The 15,336-nt window shown below is 48.1% G+C and carries 18 protein-coding genes; 2 read left to right on the top strand and 16 right to left on the bottom strand.

Features of this window, described 5'->3' with window-relative positions:
• Positions 1-2 precede the first annotated feature (2 nt).
• From mtrC to mcrB, 8 genes are all read right to left on the bottom strand, one after another.
• Entirely contained in the window at positions 3-806 is an 804-nt protein-coding gene (gene mtrC, locus ACPLJI_RS05620) for a tetrahydromethanopterin S-methyltransferase subunit MtrC (RefSeq protein WP_424731211.1), read from the bottom strand.
• Positions 806-1,507 carry a tetrahydromethanopterin S-methyltransferase subunit D gene (gene mtrD / locus ACPLJI_RS05615; RefSeq protein ID WP_424731212.1) on the bottom strand — a complete coding sequence of 234 codons (702 nt, stop codon included), beginning with the start codon at positions 1,505-1,507 and terminating at the stop codon, positions 806-808. The genes mtrC and mtrD overlap by 1 nt, the downstream gene beginning before the upstream one ends.
• Entirely contained in the window at positions 1,508-2,395 is an 888-nt protein-coding gene (mtrE, locus tag ACPLJI_RS05610; RefSeq protein ID WP_424731213.1) for a tetrahydromethanopterin S-methyltransferase subunit E, read from the bottom strand. It abuts the gene before it with no gap.
• Between the two features lie 83 nt (positions 2,396-2,478).
• Positions 2,479-4,131, bottom strand: coding sequence for a coenzyme-B sulfoethylthiotransferase subunit alpha (gene mcrA / locus ACPLJI_RS05605; protein WP_424731214.1), 1,653 nt, complete (start codon positions 4,129-4,131; stop codon positions 2,479-2,481).
• A 19-nt stretch (positions 4,132-4,150) separates the two neighbouring features.
• Positions 4,151-4,900 (bottom strand): coenzyme-B sulfoethylthiotransferase subunit gamma, encoded by a 750-nt coding sequence (gene mcrG / locus ACPLJI_RS05600; RefSeq protein ID WP_424731215.1) that lies wholly within the window; start codon positions 4,898-4,900, stop codon positions 4,151-4,153.
• Between the two features lies 1 nt (position 4,901).
• Positions 4,902-5,498, bottom strand: a complete 597-nt coding sequence (mcrC, locus tag ACPLJI_RS05595) for a methyl-coenzyme M reductase I operon protein C (protein ID WP_237779303.1) — start codon at positions 5,496-5,498, stop codon at positions 4,902-4,904.
• A complete protein-coding gene (gene mcrD, locus ACPLJI_RS05590) occupies positions 5,499-5,936 on the bottom strand; it encodes a methyl-coenzyme M reductase operon protein D (protein WP_424731216.1) in 438 nt (145 codons plus the stop codon). It abuts the gene before it with no gap.
• 31 nt (positions 5,937-5,967) lie between these two features.
• Positions 5,968-7,299, bottom strand: a complete 1,332-nt coding sequence (gene mcrB / locus ACPLJI_RS05585) for a coenzyme-B sulfoethylthiotransferase subunit beta (RefSeq protein WP_013296341.1) — start codon at positions 7,297-7,299, stop codon at positions 5,968-5,970.
• A gap of 306 nt (positions 7,300-7,605) precedes the next feature.
• Between mcrB and mmp10 the strand changes: the two genes are divergently transcribed.
• On the top strand, positions 7,606-8,853 hold the full coding sequence (mmp10, locus tag ACPLJI_RS05580; RefSeq protein ID WP_424731217.1) for a methyl coenzyme M reductase-arginine methyltransferase Mmp10: 1,248 nt from the start codon (positions 7,606-7,608) through the stop codon (positions 8,851-8,853).
• Positions 8,850-10,142: a methyl-coenzyme M reductase glutamine C-methyltransferase gene (locus ACPLJI_RS05575; RefSeq protein ID WP_424731218.1), complete on the top strand. Its 1,293-nt coding sequence runs from the start codon at positions 8,850-8,852 to the stop codon at positions 10,140-10,142. Before mmp10 ends, ACPLJI_RS05575 begins: the two co-directional genes overlap by 4 nt.
• Positions 10,143-10,166: 24 nt before the next feature.
• Here ACPLJI_RS05575 and ACPLJI_RS05570 read toward each other — a convergent pair whose 3' ends face one another.
• From ACPLJI_RS05570 to ACPLJI_RS05535, 8 genes are read right to left on the bottom strand one after another with little or no spacing between them, the layout of a single operon-like run.
• Positions 10,167-11,387, bottom strand: coding sequence for a cation diffusion facilitator family transporter (locus tag ACPLJI_RS05570; RefSeq protein WP_424731219.1), 1,221 nt, complete (start codon positions 11,385-11,387; stop codon positions 10,167-10,169).
• A 1-nt stretch (position 11,388) separates the two neighbouring features.
• Complete coding sequence (locus ACPLJI_RS05565) at positions 11,389-12,279, bottom strand: ATP-binding protein (RefSeq protein WP_424731220.1); 891 nt, start codon at positions 12,277-12,279, stop codon at positions 11,389-11,391.
• Position 12,280: 1 nt separating this feature from the next.
• Positions 12,281-12,967: a 4Fe-4S binding protein gene (locus ACPLJI_RS05560; protein WP_424741164.1), complete on the bottom strand. Its 687-nt coding sequence runs from the start codon at positions 12,965-12,967 to the stop codon at positions 12,281-12,283.
• A gap of 8 nt (positions 12,968-12,975) precedes the next feature.
• Positions 12,976-13,158: a P-loop NTPase gene (locus tag ACPLJI_RS05555; RefSeq protein WP_424741162.1), complete on the bottom strand. Its 183-nt coding sequence runs from the start codon at positions 13,156-13,158 to the stop codon at positions 12,976-12,978.
• A 23-nt stretch (positions 13,159-13,181) separates the two neighbouring features.
• Positions 13,182-13,550, bottom strand: coding sequence for a NifB/NifX family molybdenum-iron cluster-binding protein (locus ACPLJI_RS05550; RefSeq protein ID WP_424731222.1), 369 nt, complete (start codon positions 13,548-13,550; stop codon positions 13,182-13,184).
• Entirely contained in the window at positions 13,550-14,371 is an 822-nt protein-coding gene (locus ACPLJI_RS05545) for an Mrp/NBP35 family ATP-binding protein (RefSeq protein ID WP_424731223.1), read from the bottom strand. Before ACPLJI_RS05545 ends, ACPLJI_RS05550 begins: the two co-directional genes overlap by 1 nt.
• A gap of 8 nt (positions 14,372-14,379) precedes the next feature.
• The gene (locus ACPLJI_RS05540; RefSeq protein WP_424731224.1) at positions 14,380-14,730 is read right to left on the bottom strand and encodes a NifB/NifX family molybdenum-iron cluster-binding protein; all 351 of its coding nucleotides are present in this window, start codon (positions 14,728-14,730) and stop codon (positions 14,380-14,382) included.
• A gap of 16 nt (positions 14,731-14,746) precedes the next feature.
• Complete coding sequence (locus ACPLJI_RS05535; protein ID WP_424731225.1) at positions 14,747-15,316, bottom strand: DUF134 domain-containing protein; 570 nt, start codon at positions 15,314-15,316, stop codon at positions 14,747-14,749.
• Positions 15,317-15,336: the final 20 nt, after the last annotated feature.

Raw genomic sequence — 15,336 nt, 5'->3', positions numbered from 1 at the left:
TCCTAGTGCTCTTCCTCCTTAGGCCAGAGACCTGACCATTTCACGGATGCGGCTTCCTCTAAGGATGCGCTCACGAATGACTTGAAGGCCACGACCCAGCATAGTGCACCCACCAGTGAAACGAGCCACCAGCCAGGGTTCAATCCGATTCCAAGGAGGCCGACTATGGCCATTGATATGAATCCTGTTGATGCTGCCAGCTTGAGTGTCCTTGTCTGGTTCTCGTTTGGTCCGAGACAGGCGTTGAATGGGTGCTGGATTGCCATTGTGTTGAGTATGAATAGCAAGCCTATGAATCCTGTTGTTATGACTGATGTTAGAACCGCCTGCATGGTGTAGCTGCCTGCAATGGCCGCTGAAAATCCAAGCACTGAGAGAGCTGCTGCCCCTGAAATCTCAGCTGTGCATTTCTCAAGGATCGGGATTTTCATCTTAACTATCTTCTTACCGAGTACGGCCACAACGACACCCAGTATCATGGCAAGTATGAGTCCAGCGACTGGTACTGCCAGTGCGGGTACCGTGAACACTGATGCGAGTCCGGCGACCACACCAACTATACCTATTGAAACTGACATGTACCCGATTGATGGCACACCGGTACCGAGACCGTAGCTTGCAACCCTCCTTATGGCGTCTGCACCCCATATGATTGCGCAGACTGCTCCAAGGGATGCGAGAACGGGGCCTATGACCGGGTTAACTGCTGATGCGTATATACCTGCCAGTCCACCGATTATTCCGAGTGCCATGAGCCTGCTCTCAGGTATGGCTGCGCCGGCTGGTCCTCCTGCTGCTACTGACATTAGAAGACACCTCCGTATACGAGTAATGTTGAAAGGGCCCCTGCAACAATGGAGGCTATGAGACATGCGACTATTCCCCTGCCGATCCTCTTGAATTTAGGATCGTGGAAACCTTCTATTGTACCTCCAATGTTATATGATGCAATAACCGCGTTTATGAAGAATATGCCGACGGCGAAGATTGCTGCAACACCTGCAGCACCCATTGCACCATATGACAGGGTCCTGAGGGCCTCGTTGAGTGCCCAGTAGATGAGCCCACCTCCGATTCCACCGAGGGCTCCCCCGATTATACCGCTGACAAAACAGACCGTTGGAAGACCATGACCCTCGGTACCCGGGGTGACGTATTTTTCCTGTTCCATGCCTGTTAGGGGGTCCACAGCCACCTTTGCAGATACAGGAACTGTACCCACACCATATACGTAGATGAGGTTACCCACAAGCATTGTGATACCTATCATGAGCATTGAACCAACGGCTCCAGCAGCCATTATCATGAGTGGGGACTGTCCGGTCATGGCTGCAGCTGTTATGAGTCCTGTTAAACCTGCACCTGCAGCAAGCATGGCTGTACCGGTACCCACACCTGTGGCTGTTGCCATAGCTGCTGGCGCACCACCCACAGGTACGAAGTGAACGCCTCCACCTATGAGTACTCCTCCAGCGGTTATAGCTCCTATCAGTAGTAATGGATCCATCTATTCATCCTCCTTGTATGGTCCATATCTGTTTCTTGCAAAGACTTCAAGTCTGTTGTTGAGGATTATCAGTAACAAGACTATTATCAGGCCGGATATTATTCCGCCGGTTATACCGAAGACTATTGTGTTCCAGAAGCTGAGGAATACGATTGTACCGAATGCGAATCCTGTTAAGGGTCCACCGTACTTTGCACAGAAGTGAACAACGTCCATTGAGTTCCTTGCACCCAGCTCTGCCTTTGTTGTTATGTCACCGTGAATCGCAACAGGTATACCTCCACCGAATGGGTACTGCTGGTACTCCCTTTCAGCACCGTAGTGGACGTCCCCTGTTGATGAACCGATTGCACCTATTGTTATACCCCAGAGCACTGCCAGAAGTGGCAGTGGGAACGGGTGTGCAAAGCCAGGGATCGGTAATGTCATGAGGTATGATAATCCTACAATACAGAATGTCACGATAAATCCATGCCCTGCAATTGGGCCTAAGTGCTGAACCAGCATGTCCATGAAGAGTGGCTGGTTGAACTGGGACTGGCTGACAATTCGTCCCATGTGGGATGTTACAGCGTAGGTTGTGTGTACCATTGCAGCTATTACAGCGCCAACTGCAATTGCCATTATCACAGGCAGCTGCATTGACTGCATCAGCACATATGCAACTGAACCAGCAATTCCGCACCAGGTTCCGTAGGCAACGGGTTCCCCTGAAACGGCCTTGTTGATTATTCGGTGCAGGTGTCCCATCTGTGGTGCGAGCTGAACCTGTGAGTTGGGGTTACTCTGGGATCCTACGTCAGACTCTAAGTCCTCTGCGGCTCCTGCTATGGTTGCAGCTGCACCCATGAGAGCTACAACACCTAAACCTGTTATCATAGGGTCCATATTTCTTCCTCCTTTTATTTTTTTGAATAAAAAAAATTAGGTGCATTACACTTAAAAAGTTTGTGTAATGCACCTTCGTTAATCTATTTTGCAGGTGTTATGAGTGCTCTTTCACCGGCTGGTTCGAACTCTCGCAGAGCACCTTTGGCGAATTCGCCACGGACGTTGGTGAAGTCGAAGACGAGGTTGTCGTCTGCAAAGGCTATTTTCACCAGTGGGTTGAACACGAAGGCGTCTCCACGGGCAGCGTGTGGTGCCTGTGATATACCTGCGTATTCACCCTGGTGTCCCACGTTCATGGCGTAGTTTGGATAGTTAGGTCCACGAAGCTCCAGTGGCAGTCCCTCGTCGCCCCTTATTGAGAAGACGTTGGATGCACCGCACTGGTCCTGGAGGTCGTAACCGTAGAATCCTAGCCTTGAGTGCTGTTCCTTGTGGAGGTACATTGAGAGGTACCATCCGCTGAGACCTGTCTGGGCGTTTGCTGTTGCAAATGCTGTGGAACATCCGGCTGCAGCTGCAACGACTGCTGCCCTCTGTGATCCACCGAACTGGTCCTCGAGGAGTGCTGGGTATTCCTCGTACTGTTCAAGACCGTAGAATGTGACCTCAGTTGCAACGTCCAGGACGGTGTCCATGGTGTTTGGTGCCTCACAGAGTCCATACTTGTCCTCCACGTACTCCTTACCGAAGTAGGTGAAGTCGTCGAGGATGTTGTCTGTGTAGGCTGCTGTTGCGTACTGGGTGAATCCTACACCACCTGACATGTATGAGCCGAGCCAGATCTGGTCGTAGAGCATTGCACCGGTTGCCACAACATCCAGTGACACCCGGACAGGGTCCTCATAGTTGACCCTTGAGCTCTGACAGATATCGGCAAGGTAACCGAATGGCACACCACCAGGCTCGTTTTCACCCCTTGCACGTCTCACAGGCAGGTATGTACCCATGTGTATAACTTCAGCGTGTTTTGCAGCGTATGCGAAGTCACCTGTTGCGGCTTCACCTGCTGCCTGTTTGTAGGCTGAAATCATGGACATACCTATCTGCATGGCGGACCATCGTGAGGTTGTTGCACCGTCACAGGTCCTTGAGACTATGGTTGGGATCCTGACAACCTGCCAGATTCCGTCTCCAACCTCTGCCTTGAGGGTTTCTGCCTGGTCTTCTGGGAACTGTTTGTTGATGTCTATGACGAATGCAGGGTCGATCTCATCCGCTATTTCGTCGTTACCTGTGAATACCTTGACGTAACTGTCTGCCACCAGTGCAGGGTGGGTTTCCACCATGTGCTCCTGGACGACAGCTGCACCTGGCATTGCGTGATTCACTGTTTCCAGGTAGTGGGTTATGGTCTCAGGTGTGACCTCCTTACCCAGCCTCTTTTCTATAACAGCGTGGGCGTGGTTCAGACCGACAATAACGGTTCTCCTTATGTCGTCCCACATCTGCTGCATGGCAGCGTTGTTTACGAAGTGGAGGTCGTCACCTTCAACATAGGTATCGGTTGTTGAAACCTGGTAGGGCATGAGTACCCTCTGACCAAGTGGGGTACCTATGTCAGGGTTGTACTGGGGTATGCCCCTCTTTGCTGCCACTTCTTTACCAGCGTTCACAAACTCGGTTTTTCTTTCTGACTGTTTCCAGCCACCAAGTGTGTAGAATGTGGTTTTCTTTTCTTCAGGGGATTCTTCAAATTTTTTCTTTAAAGCATTTATGAACAATTTGTCAGCCATAATCTACACCTCCCCCGGATTATTCTGGGTTGAACCCTCCTTGTGATCTTAAAACGTGGATTCTCTGCATGATCTCCACGGCTTCTGTATCATCACGGTAGGCTTCACCATCCACACGGTAGATGGTTGTTTTTTCCATCAGGGTTTCTTCATCCAGTGGTTCACCAAGATCCACAGGTTCGTCGAGTTCGTCGCCGATCTGGTTTTTGACCATTTCGACTCTGCCGGTGTCCTTGTTGTAGATCTGCCTTCTGAGCATGTCGAACATCATACCGTCCTCATCGAGACGCAGTGAGTGTCCGTGGACAGATTTACCCCTGACACCTGACCTTGCAGGGTCAAAGAACTCTGTTTCAAGGAGTTCCTTGGATATCTTTTCAAGGTCCCTCTCCCTGGTCTCTATGATCTGACGACCTGATAGTGTACCTGCGTCTGCACCCCTGTACCTGCAGAGGTATGCCCTTGATCTCACATATGGCTGGGCCGGGGCGAAGTACATTGAGTCTGTGAACTGTATGTATCGGACCCTGTCACCGGCCTTTGCACCGTCTATTGGTTCGACCATTTCTCTTATTGCGTCCTCTGGTTCATCCATCTCTTCAAGTGGTGGGTGAACACTTGGGTATTCTTCCCCTGGGGCCCTGTGACCCAGAATCTTTACTACATCTTCATCTGAGATTTCTCTCAGTTTTTCAAGTTCGTATTCAGGGTTACAGAAATTCCTTCTGTTCTGAGCAACCTTAGTTGTTCCGGGATAGTATTGTGCCATATCATGCACCTCCTAAAGCTAACTTAACCTTCCTTATAATCTCATCCAGTTTTTCCTGGGGACAGGTTTCTCCTCTAATAACTCCACTCACGATGTCAACGATTGTTCCCCTGGTTTTTGGTTCATCCGGCATTACGGCCCTGGTTTTGACACCTATCTTCGCAAAGTCCTCAAAGTCAACCGGGTATTCGCATATGACTATGCATGGACGGTCAACGTTTCTGAGTATGAGGCGTGCCTTGTAAGTGATGTGGTTCTTGACCCCGCCAAGGTGCACCACCAGGAGTCTGTGCCGCTTCATCTGCTCGACTTCTGCAGGTGTCAGACCAAAGAGACTTCCTGCTCCGGCGCTTGGAGCGTCCTGTGGAACCCCTGCGCCTGCGTTCAGTACCAGGGTACTGGTCATTATGTTTGCTTCCCTCAGGGCAAATGTTATCTCGCAGACAGGCTTCGTTATGTGGCGCCTGCCCGGTGACATTGCCACTGCCAGAACTTCACTTCCGCACTGGGCAAAGGTGCCCCTCTGGGCTATTCCTCCACCTTCACCCATGCCCATTGTCTCTCTACAGTCAACCACGTGAGTGCACTTTCCGATCATCTAATGCTCCTTCTTCCTTTTTATTATTGTGGCCCTTTCACTGAGCCTGGCGTTCTGATCCGTGAGACCGATGAGTTCATCAGGAATCTCATCAAGGTTCTCGCCGTACTTTATCTCGTCTGTGACGGTCTTCTGTGTTCTTATGTATCTGCCGGGAGTAACATCATATCCAAAGGGCAGGAGATCCTCACAAACCCTCTTGATATCGGTTATTGTCTCCTCGTCCTCCACTTCAAGCAGCACACGGCCAGTTTTAACCTGAAGTTCAAATTCCTGGCCTTTCACGTTGATTATGCGCCTGTCAGGGTGGTCCTCTGGTGGTAGTCTCTGTCCGTGGATCACCATTCGCTTAACGCCGTGGATGTCCTCAAGGCGGTTAAGGAGTTTCTCTGTGGTGTCAGCCCCTAGCAGCCTGTGAGGAAATATCTGAACGTCCATTGGTTTTTTGCCCCCAGTTCTGAGAGATTATTTAAATTTCGTTTTTAATCTCAGCTGCTGCCTCCACAACATATTTGAGTGGTTCTCGGAACTCGTCAACCTGGCTGAATACTTCTTTTATGAGTCCAGAGGTTGCTTCTGGTGAGAACATCTGGGTTCCTGCATCCAGTGCCATTGCGGCTGCCACACATGGTATGGCGAATCCTTTACTGTGCCTTGTAACGATGTGGTTTCCGTTGAAGATACCTGGTCCACCTCCACCGTAGATGGAGTGGCTGAAGAATGAAAATCCTACAGCGGTACCTTCCACTTTACCGAAGTCCACGCTTGGTAGTCCTGTTTCGAATTCTATGAGGTCATTGTAGTATAGCAGAGTTGATGATACACCCTGAGCTGCCCTTGCTGCACCCTGGTTAACCATTGTGGCTGCCATGAGTCCTGCTGCTGCATAGGCGTTCCACATTGCAAGGTCGTCTGTGCCGTAGACCTTGTAGTCTGTAAGTTCCTTCTCAACCTTTATGACACCATCTTCCAGGGCCCTTTCAACCAGGTCTGCTATGACTGAACCAACCGTACCTTCTTTACCGTTGGCCTTAACAAGGTCAAAGACCAGGTTGTCTGCGTTCATTCCCTGGTATGCAAGTCCAAGGAGGTGCATCCTCTCAAATGCTCCTACAGCGTCACCCATCTCGAACATTGCTGTCTGTTCAAGTATGGTTGATAGTGCTGCTGCCTGGAGTGTGTTTTTGAGTGTTGCTGCAACAACATGGTTCACCATGATGTTCCTCAGTGCGTATCCTGGGCCTTCCAGTTTCTGTGGAATGTCCAGCATCGTTGCTATGTTTGCCCCCATGTACTCCACAGACTGTGGATATCTTCCCAGAACGGCTGCTTTAACCATGTTAGCGTCGTACATGCTAACATCAAATTCGTTGATTATGGCCTGGACAAATGCTGTGGCGGTTACGAGTGGTGCTGCAGAGTATTCTGCTGCAACATCGAACCTTGCACTTGGGACCTGTACGAGTGCCCTTTTACCTCCGCCAAGGAGTTCGACGTTGGTGTCGTCGTCCTCGGTCACCTGTATCATTTCCTTTGCAGCGGCTGCTATTGACTCGGCGTTCCCGACAATGTCGAGGTCGAGTTCACGGCCCATTATCTTACAGGCAGGTCCGCCGACCTTCGCTGTCTTCAGGGCGTTTTCTATACCTTCAAGGTTCACAGCCACTGTCCTTTTAATCCCCTGCACTATGCTTTTAATGGCGGGGTTTCTAAGTGGGCTCAGAGCTTCTAATGGCACCTGTTCTTCGACGAGGTTGCCTCTGTCGTCGTACAAGTCGACCTTATCCTCAAACTTCGCCATTTTTTCCCTCCTAACAATCAGTTCAGTATACTAAACATCCAAGACCCCCCCTTTTCAGGAAAGGCAAGAAGGCCCTTGGAGGGTGTTAAAACACCCGTTTTAGTATACGGTGCATATTTAACTTGATCATAATTAATTAAGATTTCTTTCTGAATCAAGTCGAAAGATTTATATGTATCAATACGTTTTCTTCGGGTTTTATGGATTTTTTGTACGGCTGCGTTGATTTTTATGATCATGGACACCGCAGTTATGATGGCTGCAGGGTAATAAATTATATTTAAGGCGCGGCACAGAAAGAGGAACATGCAGATAATAGCAGATTTGGGTGGTATACCTGGCAAGGACTGCAGGGGATTCTGCAGGTACTGTTACTTCAGGAAGGTGGGTGAATTTGAACCCTTCGGCTGCAGGAACTGCTCTCCAGGGAGGGTGGGCTGTGAAACCTGTGGAAGGGATGTTGCAGAGAGGGGAAGGGAATTTTTACCCCCGTTCCTTGTCATGGGTAATGTGCAGACAACACTTATGATGCAGAACCTTCAGGACAAGGACCTGAAGATAAACATCAGCGGCGGGGGCGATGTGAGCTGCTACCCCCACCTTGAGGAGCTGACAGCTGGGCTTGGTGAATTTGGGATACCCATGCACCTTGGCTACACCAGTGGAAAGGGGATAGATGACCCTAAGATAGCCTCGAGGCTCATTGAAAATGGTGTGGATGAGGTAACCTTCACTGTGTTCTCAGTGGATCCCCTCCTGAGGCAGGAGTGGATGCGTGATAGGAACGCTGAAAATGCACTTGAGGCCCTCAGGATATTCTGTGAATCCTGTGAGGTCCACGCTGCAGCGGTGATCATACCCGGTGTGAATGATGGTGATAAACTCCTTGAAACCTGCTCCAGACTTGAGGAGTGGGGGGCAACCGGATTCATAATGATGCGGTTTGCAAACTATGAGCACCAGGGACTGATACTTGGCAATGAGCCAATAATTGAGGGTATAGAGCCGCACACCGTACAGGAATTTGAGGACCTTGTGAGGATGGTTGACCGGGAATTCAATCTCAGGGTTACAGGGACTCCCGTCTGCGACCCTGAAAACGGGACCCCATTTGTCCTTGCAGATGACTCAAGCCGGGAGTACCTGGATATACTCCCTGAAATCAGGGGCGAGGCAACCCTGATCACAGGATCCATTGCAGCACCCTACATAAGGAGGATAATAAGGAACCTCGGGGCAGATGACATGGTGAACGTTGTTGGTGTTGAAAAGGACATAGCATGCCTCATAACAATGAGGGACCTTGAGGGTGTGGACCTCAGCGAACTTAAGGAAACGGTGATAATCCCTGGCAGGGCATTTGTCCATGAAATGCAGGCCAAGGAGGTGCTAAGCCGCGATGGTACCGACCGGATAGTCATAAGGGGTCCTGAAAGGCTCACCGTTGATGGGGAGATGAGCGGTACGCTATCCCAGTATGATGTTATAGAGAGGGAGATGGAAGCATTCTATGAACTTATACAGGCAATAAATTTCTTTGGTGCTTCTGAATGACTCATGTGGTTGTTTTAACACCTGAACACTACAATTACGGTTCAATGCTCATTGCAGGTGCCTTGAGGGACCTCGGTCACAGTGTTGAACTCAGGAAAGGATTTGATGGGGTGGACACAGAGATCGTATTCATAAGCCTCCAGTCAACCATCCACCTGGTGAAGTACAGGGATATTATTAATAATATGGGGGGCTTCAGGGTGGTCGGTGGTCCAGTCAGCATAGACCCCGGGATGGTGTTCAGGTACCTTGATGTGGACCTCGTGATTAGGGGGGAGGGCGAGGATAAGGTTGGTGATGTGATGGAGCTTGCAGCTGGAAGGTGTGAACCAGATGACGTTCCCGGCGCAGCCTTCAGAACATCTGATGGAATTTCAATGAATGAGTCATCGCCCTGCCCCATGAAGAGAGTCCTCCCCCTTATTCCATGTGACATTTCCCGGGAGGACATAAGGGGCGCCAGTGTTTACATCGAGACCCACAGGGGCTGTCCAGGGAACTGCACCTTCTGTCAGGTCCCCGAATTCTTCGGCAGGAAGGTCAGAAGCAGGCCCCTTGAGGACATAATCAGGGAGGTGCGGCAACTGAAGGCCTCAGGCGCCAGGAGATTTGCAATAAGTGGTGGTACAGGCACCCTCTATGGCAGTAGCAAGTTTCGTGGTATTGATGAGGACTCCTTCAGGGACCTCCTGAGGGGTATAAGTGAGGTTACAGGTGCTCGAAACCTCACAGTGCCTGATATAAGGGTTGATATGATCAGTGAAGATGTGCTTGAGGCCATATCCAAGTACACGAACGGATGGGTGTTCTATGGTGTTGAATCAGGGAGCCAACGGATGTTGAGGAAAATGAAAAAGGGTATAACTCCTGATCAGGTTGTTGAGGCTGTTGAACTTGCAAGGAGGTACAATTTAAGGGTTGCGGGCTCCTTCATAGTCGGTTACCCGGGTGAGGGCGAAGAGGAGTACCAGGAAACCCTGGAAATTGCAGATGAACTCATGTTAGATGACTACTTCGTGAGCATTGCTGAGCCGCTCCCCGGTACTGAACTTGGTGAGGAGGTCAAGAACCTCTCTGATGATGAAAACCCTGTATTCATGAGGTCCAGTAACAGGCGATTTGAAAGTGTGGCAGAGGAGAGAGCATTCAATTTCCTCCTGGAATCATATGTATTCAGAAGCGTGCCGGTACCCGTCACATCCAGGCTTTTAAAATCAATCCGTGATGAGGCCCGTAAGCAGCAGGAACATATAAGAACCGTTACAAGGATGCTCCAGGGAAAGCTGTGATGGGTGATCAGCCTCCAGTGGATATCAGCCTAAAAATTTCATCGATGCATTTTTAATGACCTCCTCAAGGGATGAGCCTTCGGGGGGTACTGTTCCAAGGAGATAATCTGAAAAAAGAAGTTTAGGGCCCTCTGATAATTTTTCAACCACTAAAACATCGATATGCTCGTTTTTCAGGGACTCGGCGGCTCGAATCCCCCTCTTCTTTTTAAGTGATTTCCCGGGATTCTCAATTATCCTGTAATCAAGTATCTCCCCCCTGATGGTTTTTGCAATGAGGAAAAAGTTAGCCCTTCCGAAGTGGGTGGTGAATGTGGAATGCAGGCCACGGTTATCCTCAAGTGGCACAGCAACCACAACTTCATCCTTTTTAACGGTCTCAGGCTGGACCGTGAGGTGATCAATGTGTGGGACAACCTCCTTAACCTTGGAGTTTATCTGAGAAATGATCCTCTCTATTTCATCTACATGCAGTCCTTTTTCAAGTTCGATATGCAGTTCGCCAAAGAGGTAGGGTCCCGATCTTCTTATTCTAATCTCATGAACCCCCTTAACACGTGGGAGTGATAAGACTGTATTTTTTATGATTTCCATTGAATCACTGTCAATACATGCATCAAGGAGGGTTAGAACATCATATTTTGCAAGCCCAATACCAATATAAATGATTGCTGCCGCTATAATCACTCCCACAATCCCCTGAAAGCCGTGAAGACCCATATACTCTCCCACAATCCCCATGAAAACAAGAACAGAAGATACTACGTCCACATAGCTGTGTTTTCCATCGTTCAGGAGGGCTGTTGATCCTATTTTCTTTCCCACCCTTACCTTATAAAATGCAATGACATAGGAGGCCCCGATTGATATTAAACTCACAGCAAGGCTTGCAATGGCCATGGAAACTTCTGAAGCTGGATTTAAAATGTAAATAATGGAGTCCCAGCCTATTTCCAGACCCGTTATGATAATCAAAACTGAAACTATGAGGGAAACAAGGGTTTCAATTCTATGGTATCCATAGGGGAATAGTTCATCGGGTTTTCTCTGTGAGAGTTTAAGACCTATGAACACTGCGGCTGATGAGAATACATCTGCAAAGGAATGTATGGCGTCTGCTATCAGAGCTATATTTCCAGAGAGATAACCAGTAATCCCTTTTATCAACATTAGAATTATATTGCTGATTACTGAATACTTTGAAGCGATCTCTCCCTCCTTCAGTCGTGCTCCATCCCCTGCCATGTCAACCCAGTCCCATATCTAACATTATCCTCTCAACCATCCCCATAAACCGCTTTTTAATGCGAGGTTTGCAGAGCACTGCGGGCACTCCCTTAATCATAGCATCTGTAAATGCCGGGTCATAGGGTATTTTTCCTATAATATGAATTTCATTCTCATCTGCAAGATGTTCTATCTCAGCTGTTATGTCCTGATTTAAATCGTATTTGTTGATTATCATGGAGTGTGAAATTCCAAAATGTCTTACAAGTTCCATTGCACGTTTAGAATCATTTAAAGCTGCCCTTGTGGGTTCCGTTATTATAATAGCATGATCACATCCCTTTACTGAGGATACCACCGGACAGCCAATACCAGCTGCTGAATCCAGGAGCGCGACATCCAGGTTCTCTGATCTTCCAATCTCAAAGACCTTCCTCCTCACAGCATCCACAATTTTTCCTGAGCCTCTCTCACCAATCTTAAGATGACCAGACACCACACTGAAACCATAACCAGATTTAAAAGAACAGACCTTTCCCGTATCAACTTCCTGGATGTCTATTACCCTCTCTGGACATATATATGCGCATGCTCCACATCCTTCACATAAAAATTCATTTATTTCGGGTGAGTTCCTAGCATTCCACTTTATTGCATTGAATCTACATACCCTCACACATTTCCTTCTTGATTTACATCCCTCACCCAATAAAAAAGCCCTTTCAGAGGCCCTTATGGTTTCGCACTCCAAACCCCCTGAAGATCCCATGATGAGTGCCAGATTGGGTGTGTCCACATCACAGTCGCCAAGGATGATTTCTGATTTATCGGCAAGCAGAACTGCCATGGAAGATACTATGCTGCTCTTTCCAGCCCCACCCTTCCCCGAGAGGATACATACTTCCTTCACATTAACACCTCTGCATCTCAAGTAACTCTGCGACGGTATCTATCCCCGGAACCTTAAAGGGTTTGCCTGATGAATAGGCCGCCATAATCTCCTTAGAGTAGTCTATCTCAGCCACGATAGGTTTTCCTGTCTCTCTGGAAACATCAAGCACCAAGTCTGCCTTACCCGTGCCTGCACGGTTGAGGATAATATTTGAATCTACACCCAGCCTGTCGAGCAGTTCAAGTATCCGCCTCAAATCATGACTACCAAAGGGTGTTGGCTCTGTAACAGCAAAGGCAAGGTGAACACCCATGAGGGCATGTATAACATTACAGTGAAGCCCTGCAGCCGTATCAATGATAACAAAGTCCATCTCACGGTGCTCTCTAGCTTTTTTCATGAGCGAATCCACTACCCGCGCACTTGATTCTATATTCACGGTTGTTTCCCCGGAAAATAACCTGAAATTTCTTCGGATCTTTTCATCATAATTCTCAGGGAGTTCACCATCATAAAGGAAACCTGTAATCGTTTCCTCCTCCTTTATTGCATTATTTCTGCATGAAAGGATGCAGGTGCCGCAGCCATTGCATCTATCCCTTATAAAAATGGGGCGTCTGCCATCAACGACTACTATTGCATTTTTCCTGCAGACCTCTGAGCATTTACCGCACATGGAACATCTGGAAAAATCAAAGGATGGGATCTGAAGCGTTACTTCATCTGTTTTTTTTTTCTCTGAACTGATAGGATGTGGTGATCATCTGGACACTCAACGTCTGTGTCTACCAGCAGAACCCTGAATTTATCGGCTAGGGTTATTGCAAGAGAACATGCTATAGTTGATTTTCCTGTTCCTCCCTTTCCCCCAGTTATTGCTACCATTAAAGGTTTCATTGAAACACCAGATCATCGTGAATTTACTGTCCATCTCTGCCCCTGGCTGCTGACCTTATCTCCTCAAGATTTCCCTGTGTGAAGAGTTCTATATTTTCTTCAACCGATGCATCTGCTGCCCTGTATATCTTTATACCCAGTTTATTCAGGACTTCAAAGGCATTTGGACCTGGTGAAGAAGCTATAACTGCTTTTACACCACTATTTGCAATTATCTGGGCTGTTTTTATACCTGCCCCTCCTGAAGATGATGCTGAAGGGTTCTCGATAACTTCAGAGAATTCTATAGAACCATCCTTCATTTCAACAATCATAAAATATGGAGATCTGCCGAAAAATCTGTTGACCTCTGATCCTGCATCGGGTCCGGAGGACGCTATTGCTATCTTCATCAATTGACACCTCCATCTTTCAGATAAGTCTCCAGTCTATTGAATATATTCACCATCTCAGTGTTAATGTCTGAAATGGGTGATGATTTGTTATCTTCGGATATCTCTGTTTCAAAGGGGATCTGGCCAAGAAACGGGAGATCAAATTTATCTGACAGGTATTTTCCACCATCTTTGCCGAATAGGAATAATTTTTTGCCGCATTCAGGACACTGGAGATATGACATGTTCTCTATGATTCCCAGGATCGGGACATTCAGTTGATTAACCATATTGATACATTTTTCAACATCATGGATTGAAACTTCCTGTGCGGTTGTGACTACAATCACGCCATCAATGCCAGGGACTGACTGAAGAACAGTGAGGGGCTCATCACCTGTTCCGGGAGGGTTATCCACGATTAAAACATCGACATCTTCCCAGTTAACATCTGCAAGTAGCTGTCTTATAGCTCCTGTCTTTTTTGGTCCCCTCCATATGACCGGTGTGTTCTCTGATGGAAGAAAAAACTCTATAGACATCACAGTTGCACCGAGTGGAGTGGGTATGGGGTTTATAAGATTTCCGGTCATGGTGATTTCAGGTTCCTTGACATGCATCATCTTGGGGATATCAGGGCCATGAACATCTGCATCCAGTACACACACCCTGTAACCATTCCTGGTAAACTCTTCGGCAAGTTTTACTGTAACTGTGGACTTACCAACACCCCCTTTTCCACTCATAACAACGATTTTATGTTTTATTGTGGACATGGCCCTGGCGATTTTCACGTCCTGTTCCATGATAGCCAGTTTTTGAGCATCTTCAGCCGTCATAATGCACCTCAATGTTGTCCGCTGCATGGATTTGGAGCTCCGTTGAGCTCACCCATTTTAAGGAGGTTAAGTGTTTCAGCCACTGTTCCCCCTGCACCCATCAGAACATCAATTCCATGGCTCCTGAGAAGGTTAATGGCCTTTGATCCCATATTTGTGCATATAATGAGATCTGCATCGGAATTTACCACGAGCTCTGCGGGTGTTAGTCTTCCTCCGCTGTGCCTTCCATCTATCCTCACAATTTCCAGTTCACTGGTTTCGTCATCATAAAAAGCAAAAAGGGGCGTTTTTCCAAAGTGTTCTGAGACCCTTGAATCCATACCCCTTTCCTCTGCTACGGGAATGCATATTTTCATATGGTTGTCCTCCTGTTCAGTTGGCGCCGCACATGGGTGCTCCACACTTGGGACACCTTTCTGTTCTGCATGGTACGCCTGGTGTTTTCGGTGCCTCGTATCCGCATTCAATGCATTTGCAGACACGTGGAGCTCCGCGTCCAGCACCAAAGCCCCTGCCAAATCCGCCTCTACCTGCCTTTGGTAACGTTTCGGCTGATACGACGGTTATGTTCTCTGAACCGCAGTCCGGACATTTTTCATATTCCTTTTCAGGTGAAATCCATTCAAACTGGCAGTCCATGCATTTGTATCTTTTTCTGTCTGTGATATAATCACCTCCCTTCAACATTATTGGTCTGCCCTCGACCAGAGCAACTGCTATCTTGCCCCGTGCTGATGTCAGGGTTCTGTGGAATGTTGGCTGTGATATTCCCATGATTTCAGCGGCTTTTTTCTGTTTTATGTCGTGGTAGTCCCTCAGCCTTATGGCCTCAAATTCATCGAGGGTTATCTCAACCCCTGTCTCCTCATCACTGGTTTCAGGGGAAAATGCAGCCACACGGGGTTCTCCGAGAATTCTTCTGAATCTTCTTGGTCTAGGCATGTTTTGAATATATATTCAAA

The organism is Methanothermobacter sp. (genome assembly GCF_049720995.1).
GTDB lineage: Archaea > Methanobacteriota > Methanobacteria > Methanobacteriales > Methanothermobacteraceae > Methanothermobacter.
This window is presented reverse-complemented; position numbering and strand designations above follow the sequence as displayed.

Bases quoted from the DNA above. Each gene is read 5' to 3' on its own strand.
- mtrC (WP_424731211.1), bottom strand. From the start codon at position 806: ATGTCAGTAGCAGCAGGAGGACCAGCCGGCGCAGCCATACCTGAGAGC.
- mtrD (WP_424731212.1), bottom strand. From the start codon at position 1,507: ATGGATCCATTACTACTGATAGGAGCTATAACCGCTGGAGGAGTACTC.
- mtrE (WP_424731213.1), bottom strand. From the start codon at position 2,395: ATGGACCCTATGATAACAGGTTTAGGTGTTGTAGCTCTCATGGGTGCA.
- mcrA (WP_424731214.1), bottom strand. From the start codon at position 4,131: ATGGCTGACAAATTGTTCATAAATGCTTTAAAGAAAAAATTTGAAGAA.
- mcrG (WP_424731215.1), bottom strand. From the start codon at position 4,900: ATGGCACAATACTATCCCGGAACAACTAAGGTTGCTCAGAACAGAAGG.
- mcrC (WP_237779303.1), bottom strand. From the start codon at position 5,498: ATGATCGGAAAGTGCACTCACGTGGTTGACTGTAGAGAGACAATGGGC.
- mcrD (WP_424731216.1), bottom strand. From the start codon at position 5,936: ATGGACGTTCAGATATTTCCTCACAGGCTGCTAGGGGCTGACACCACA.
- mcrB (WP_013296341.1), bottom strand. From the start codon at position 7,299: ATGGCGAAGTTTGAGGATAAGGTCGACTTGTACGACGACAGAGGCAAC.
- mmp10 (WP_424731217.1), top strand. From the start codon at position 7,606: ATGCAGATAATAGCAGATTTGGGTGGTATACCTGGCAAGGACTGCAGG.
- ACPLJI_RS05575 (WP_424731218.1), top strand. From the start codon at position 8,850: ATGACTCATGTGGTTGTTTTAACACCTGAACACTACAATTACGGTTCA.
- ACPLJI_RS05570 (WP_424731219.1), bottom strand. From the start codon at position 11,387: ATGGCAGGGGATGGAGCACGACTGAAGGAGGGAGAGATCGCTTCAAAG.
- ACPLJI_RS05555 (WP_424741162.1), bottom strand. From the start codon at position 13,158: ATGAAACCTTTAATGGTAGCAATAACTGGGGGAAAGGGAGGAACAGGA.
- ACPLJI_RS05550 (WP_424731222.1), bottom strand. From the start codon at position 13,550: ATGAAGATAGCAATAGCGTCCTCCGGACCCGATGCAGGATCAGAGGTC.
- ACPLJI_RS05545 (WP_424731223.1), bottom strand. From the start codon at position 14,371: ATGACGGCTGAAGATGCTCAAAAACTGGCTATCATGGAACAGGACGTG.
- ACPLJI_RS05540 (WP_424731224.1), bottom strand. From the start codon at position 14,730: ATGAAAATATGCATTCCCGTAGCAGAGGAAAGGGGTATGGATTCAAGG.
- ACPLJI_RS05535 (WP_424731225.1), bottom strand. From the start codon at position 15,316: ATGCCTAGACCAAGAAGATTCAGAAGAATTCTCGGAGAACCCCGTGTG.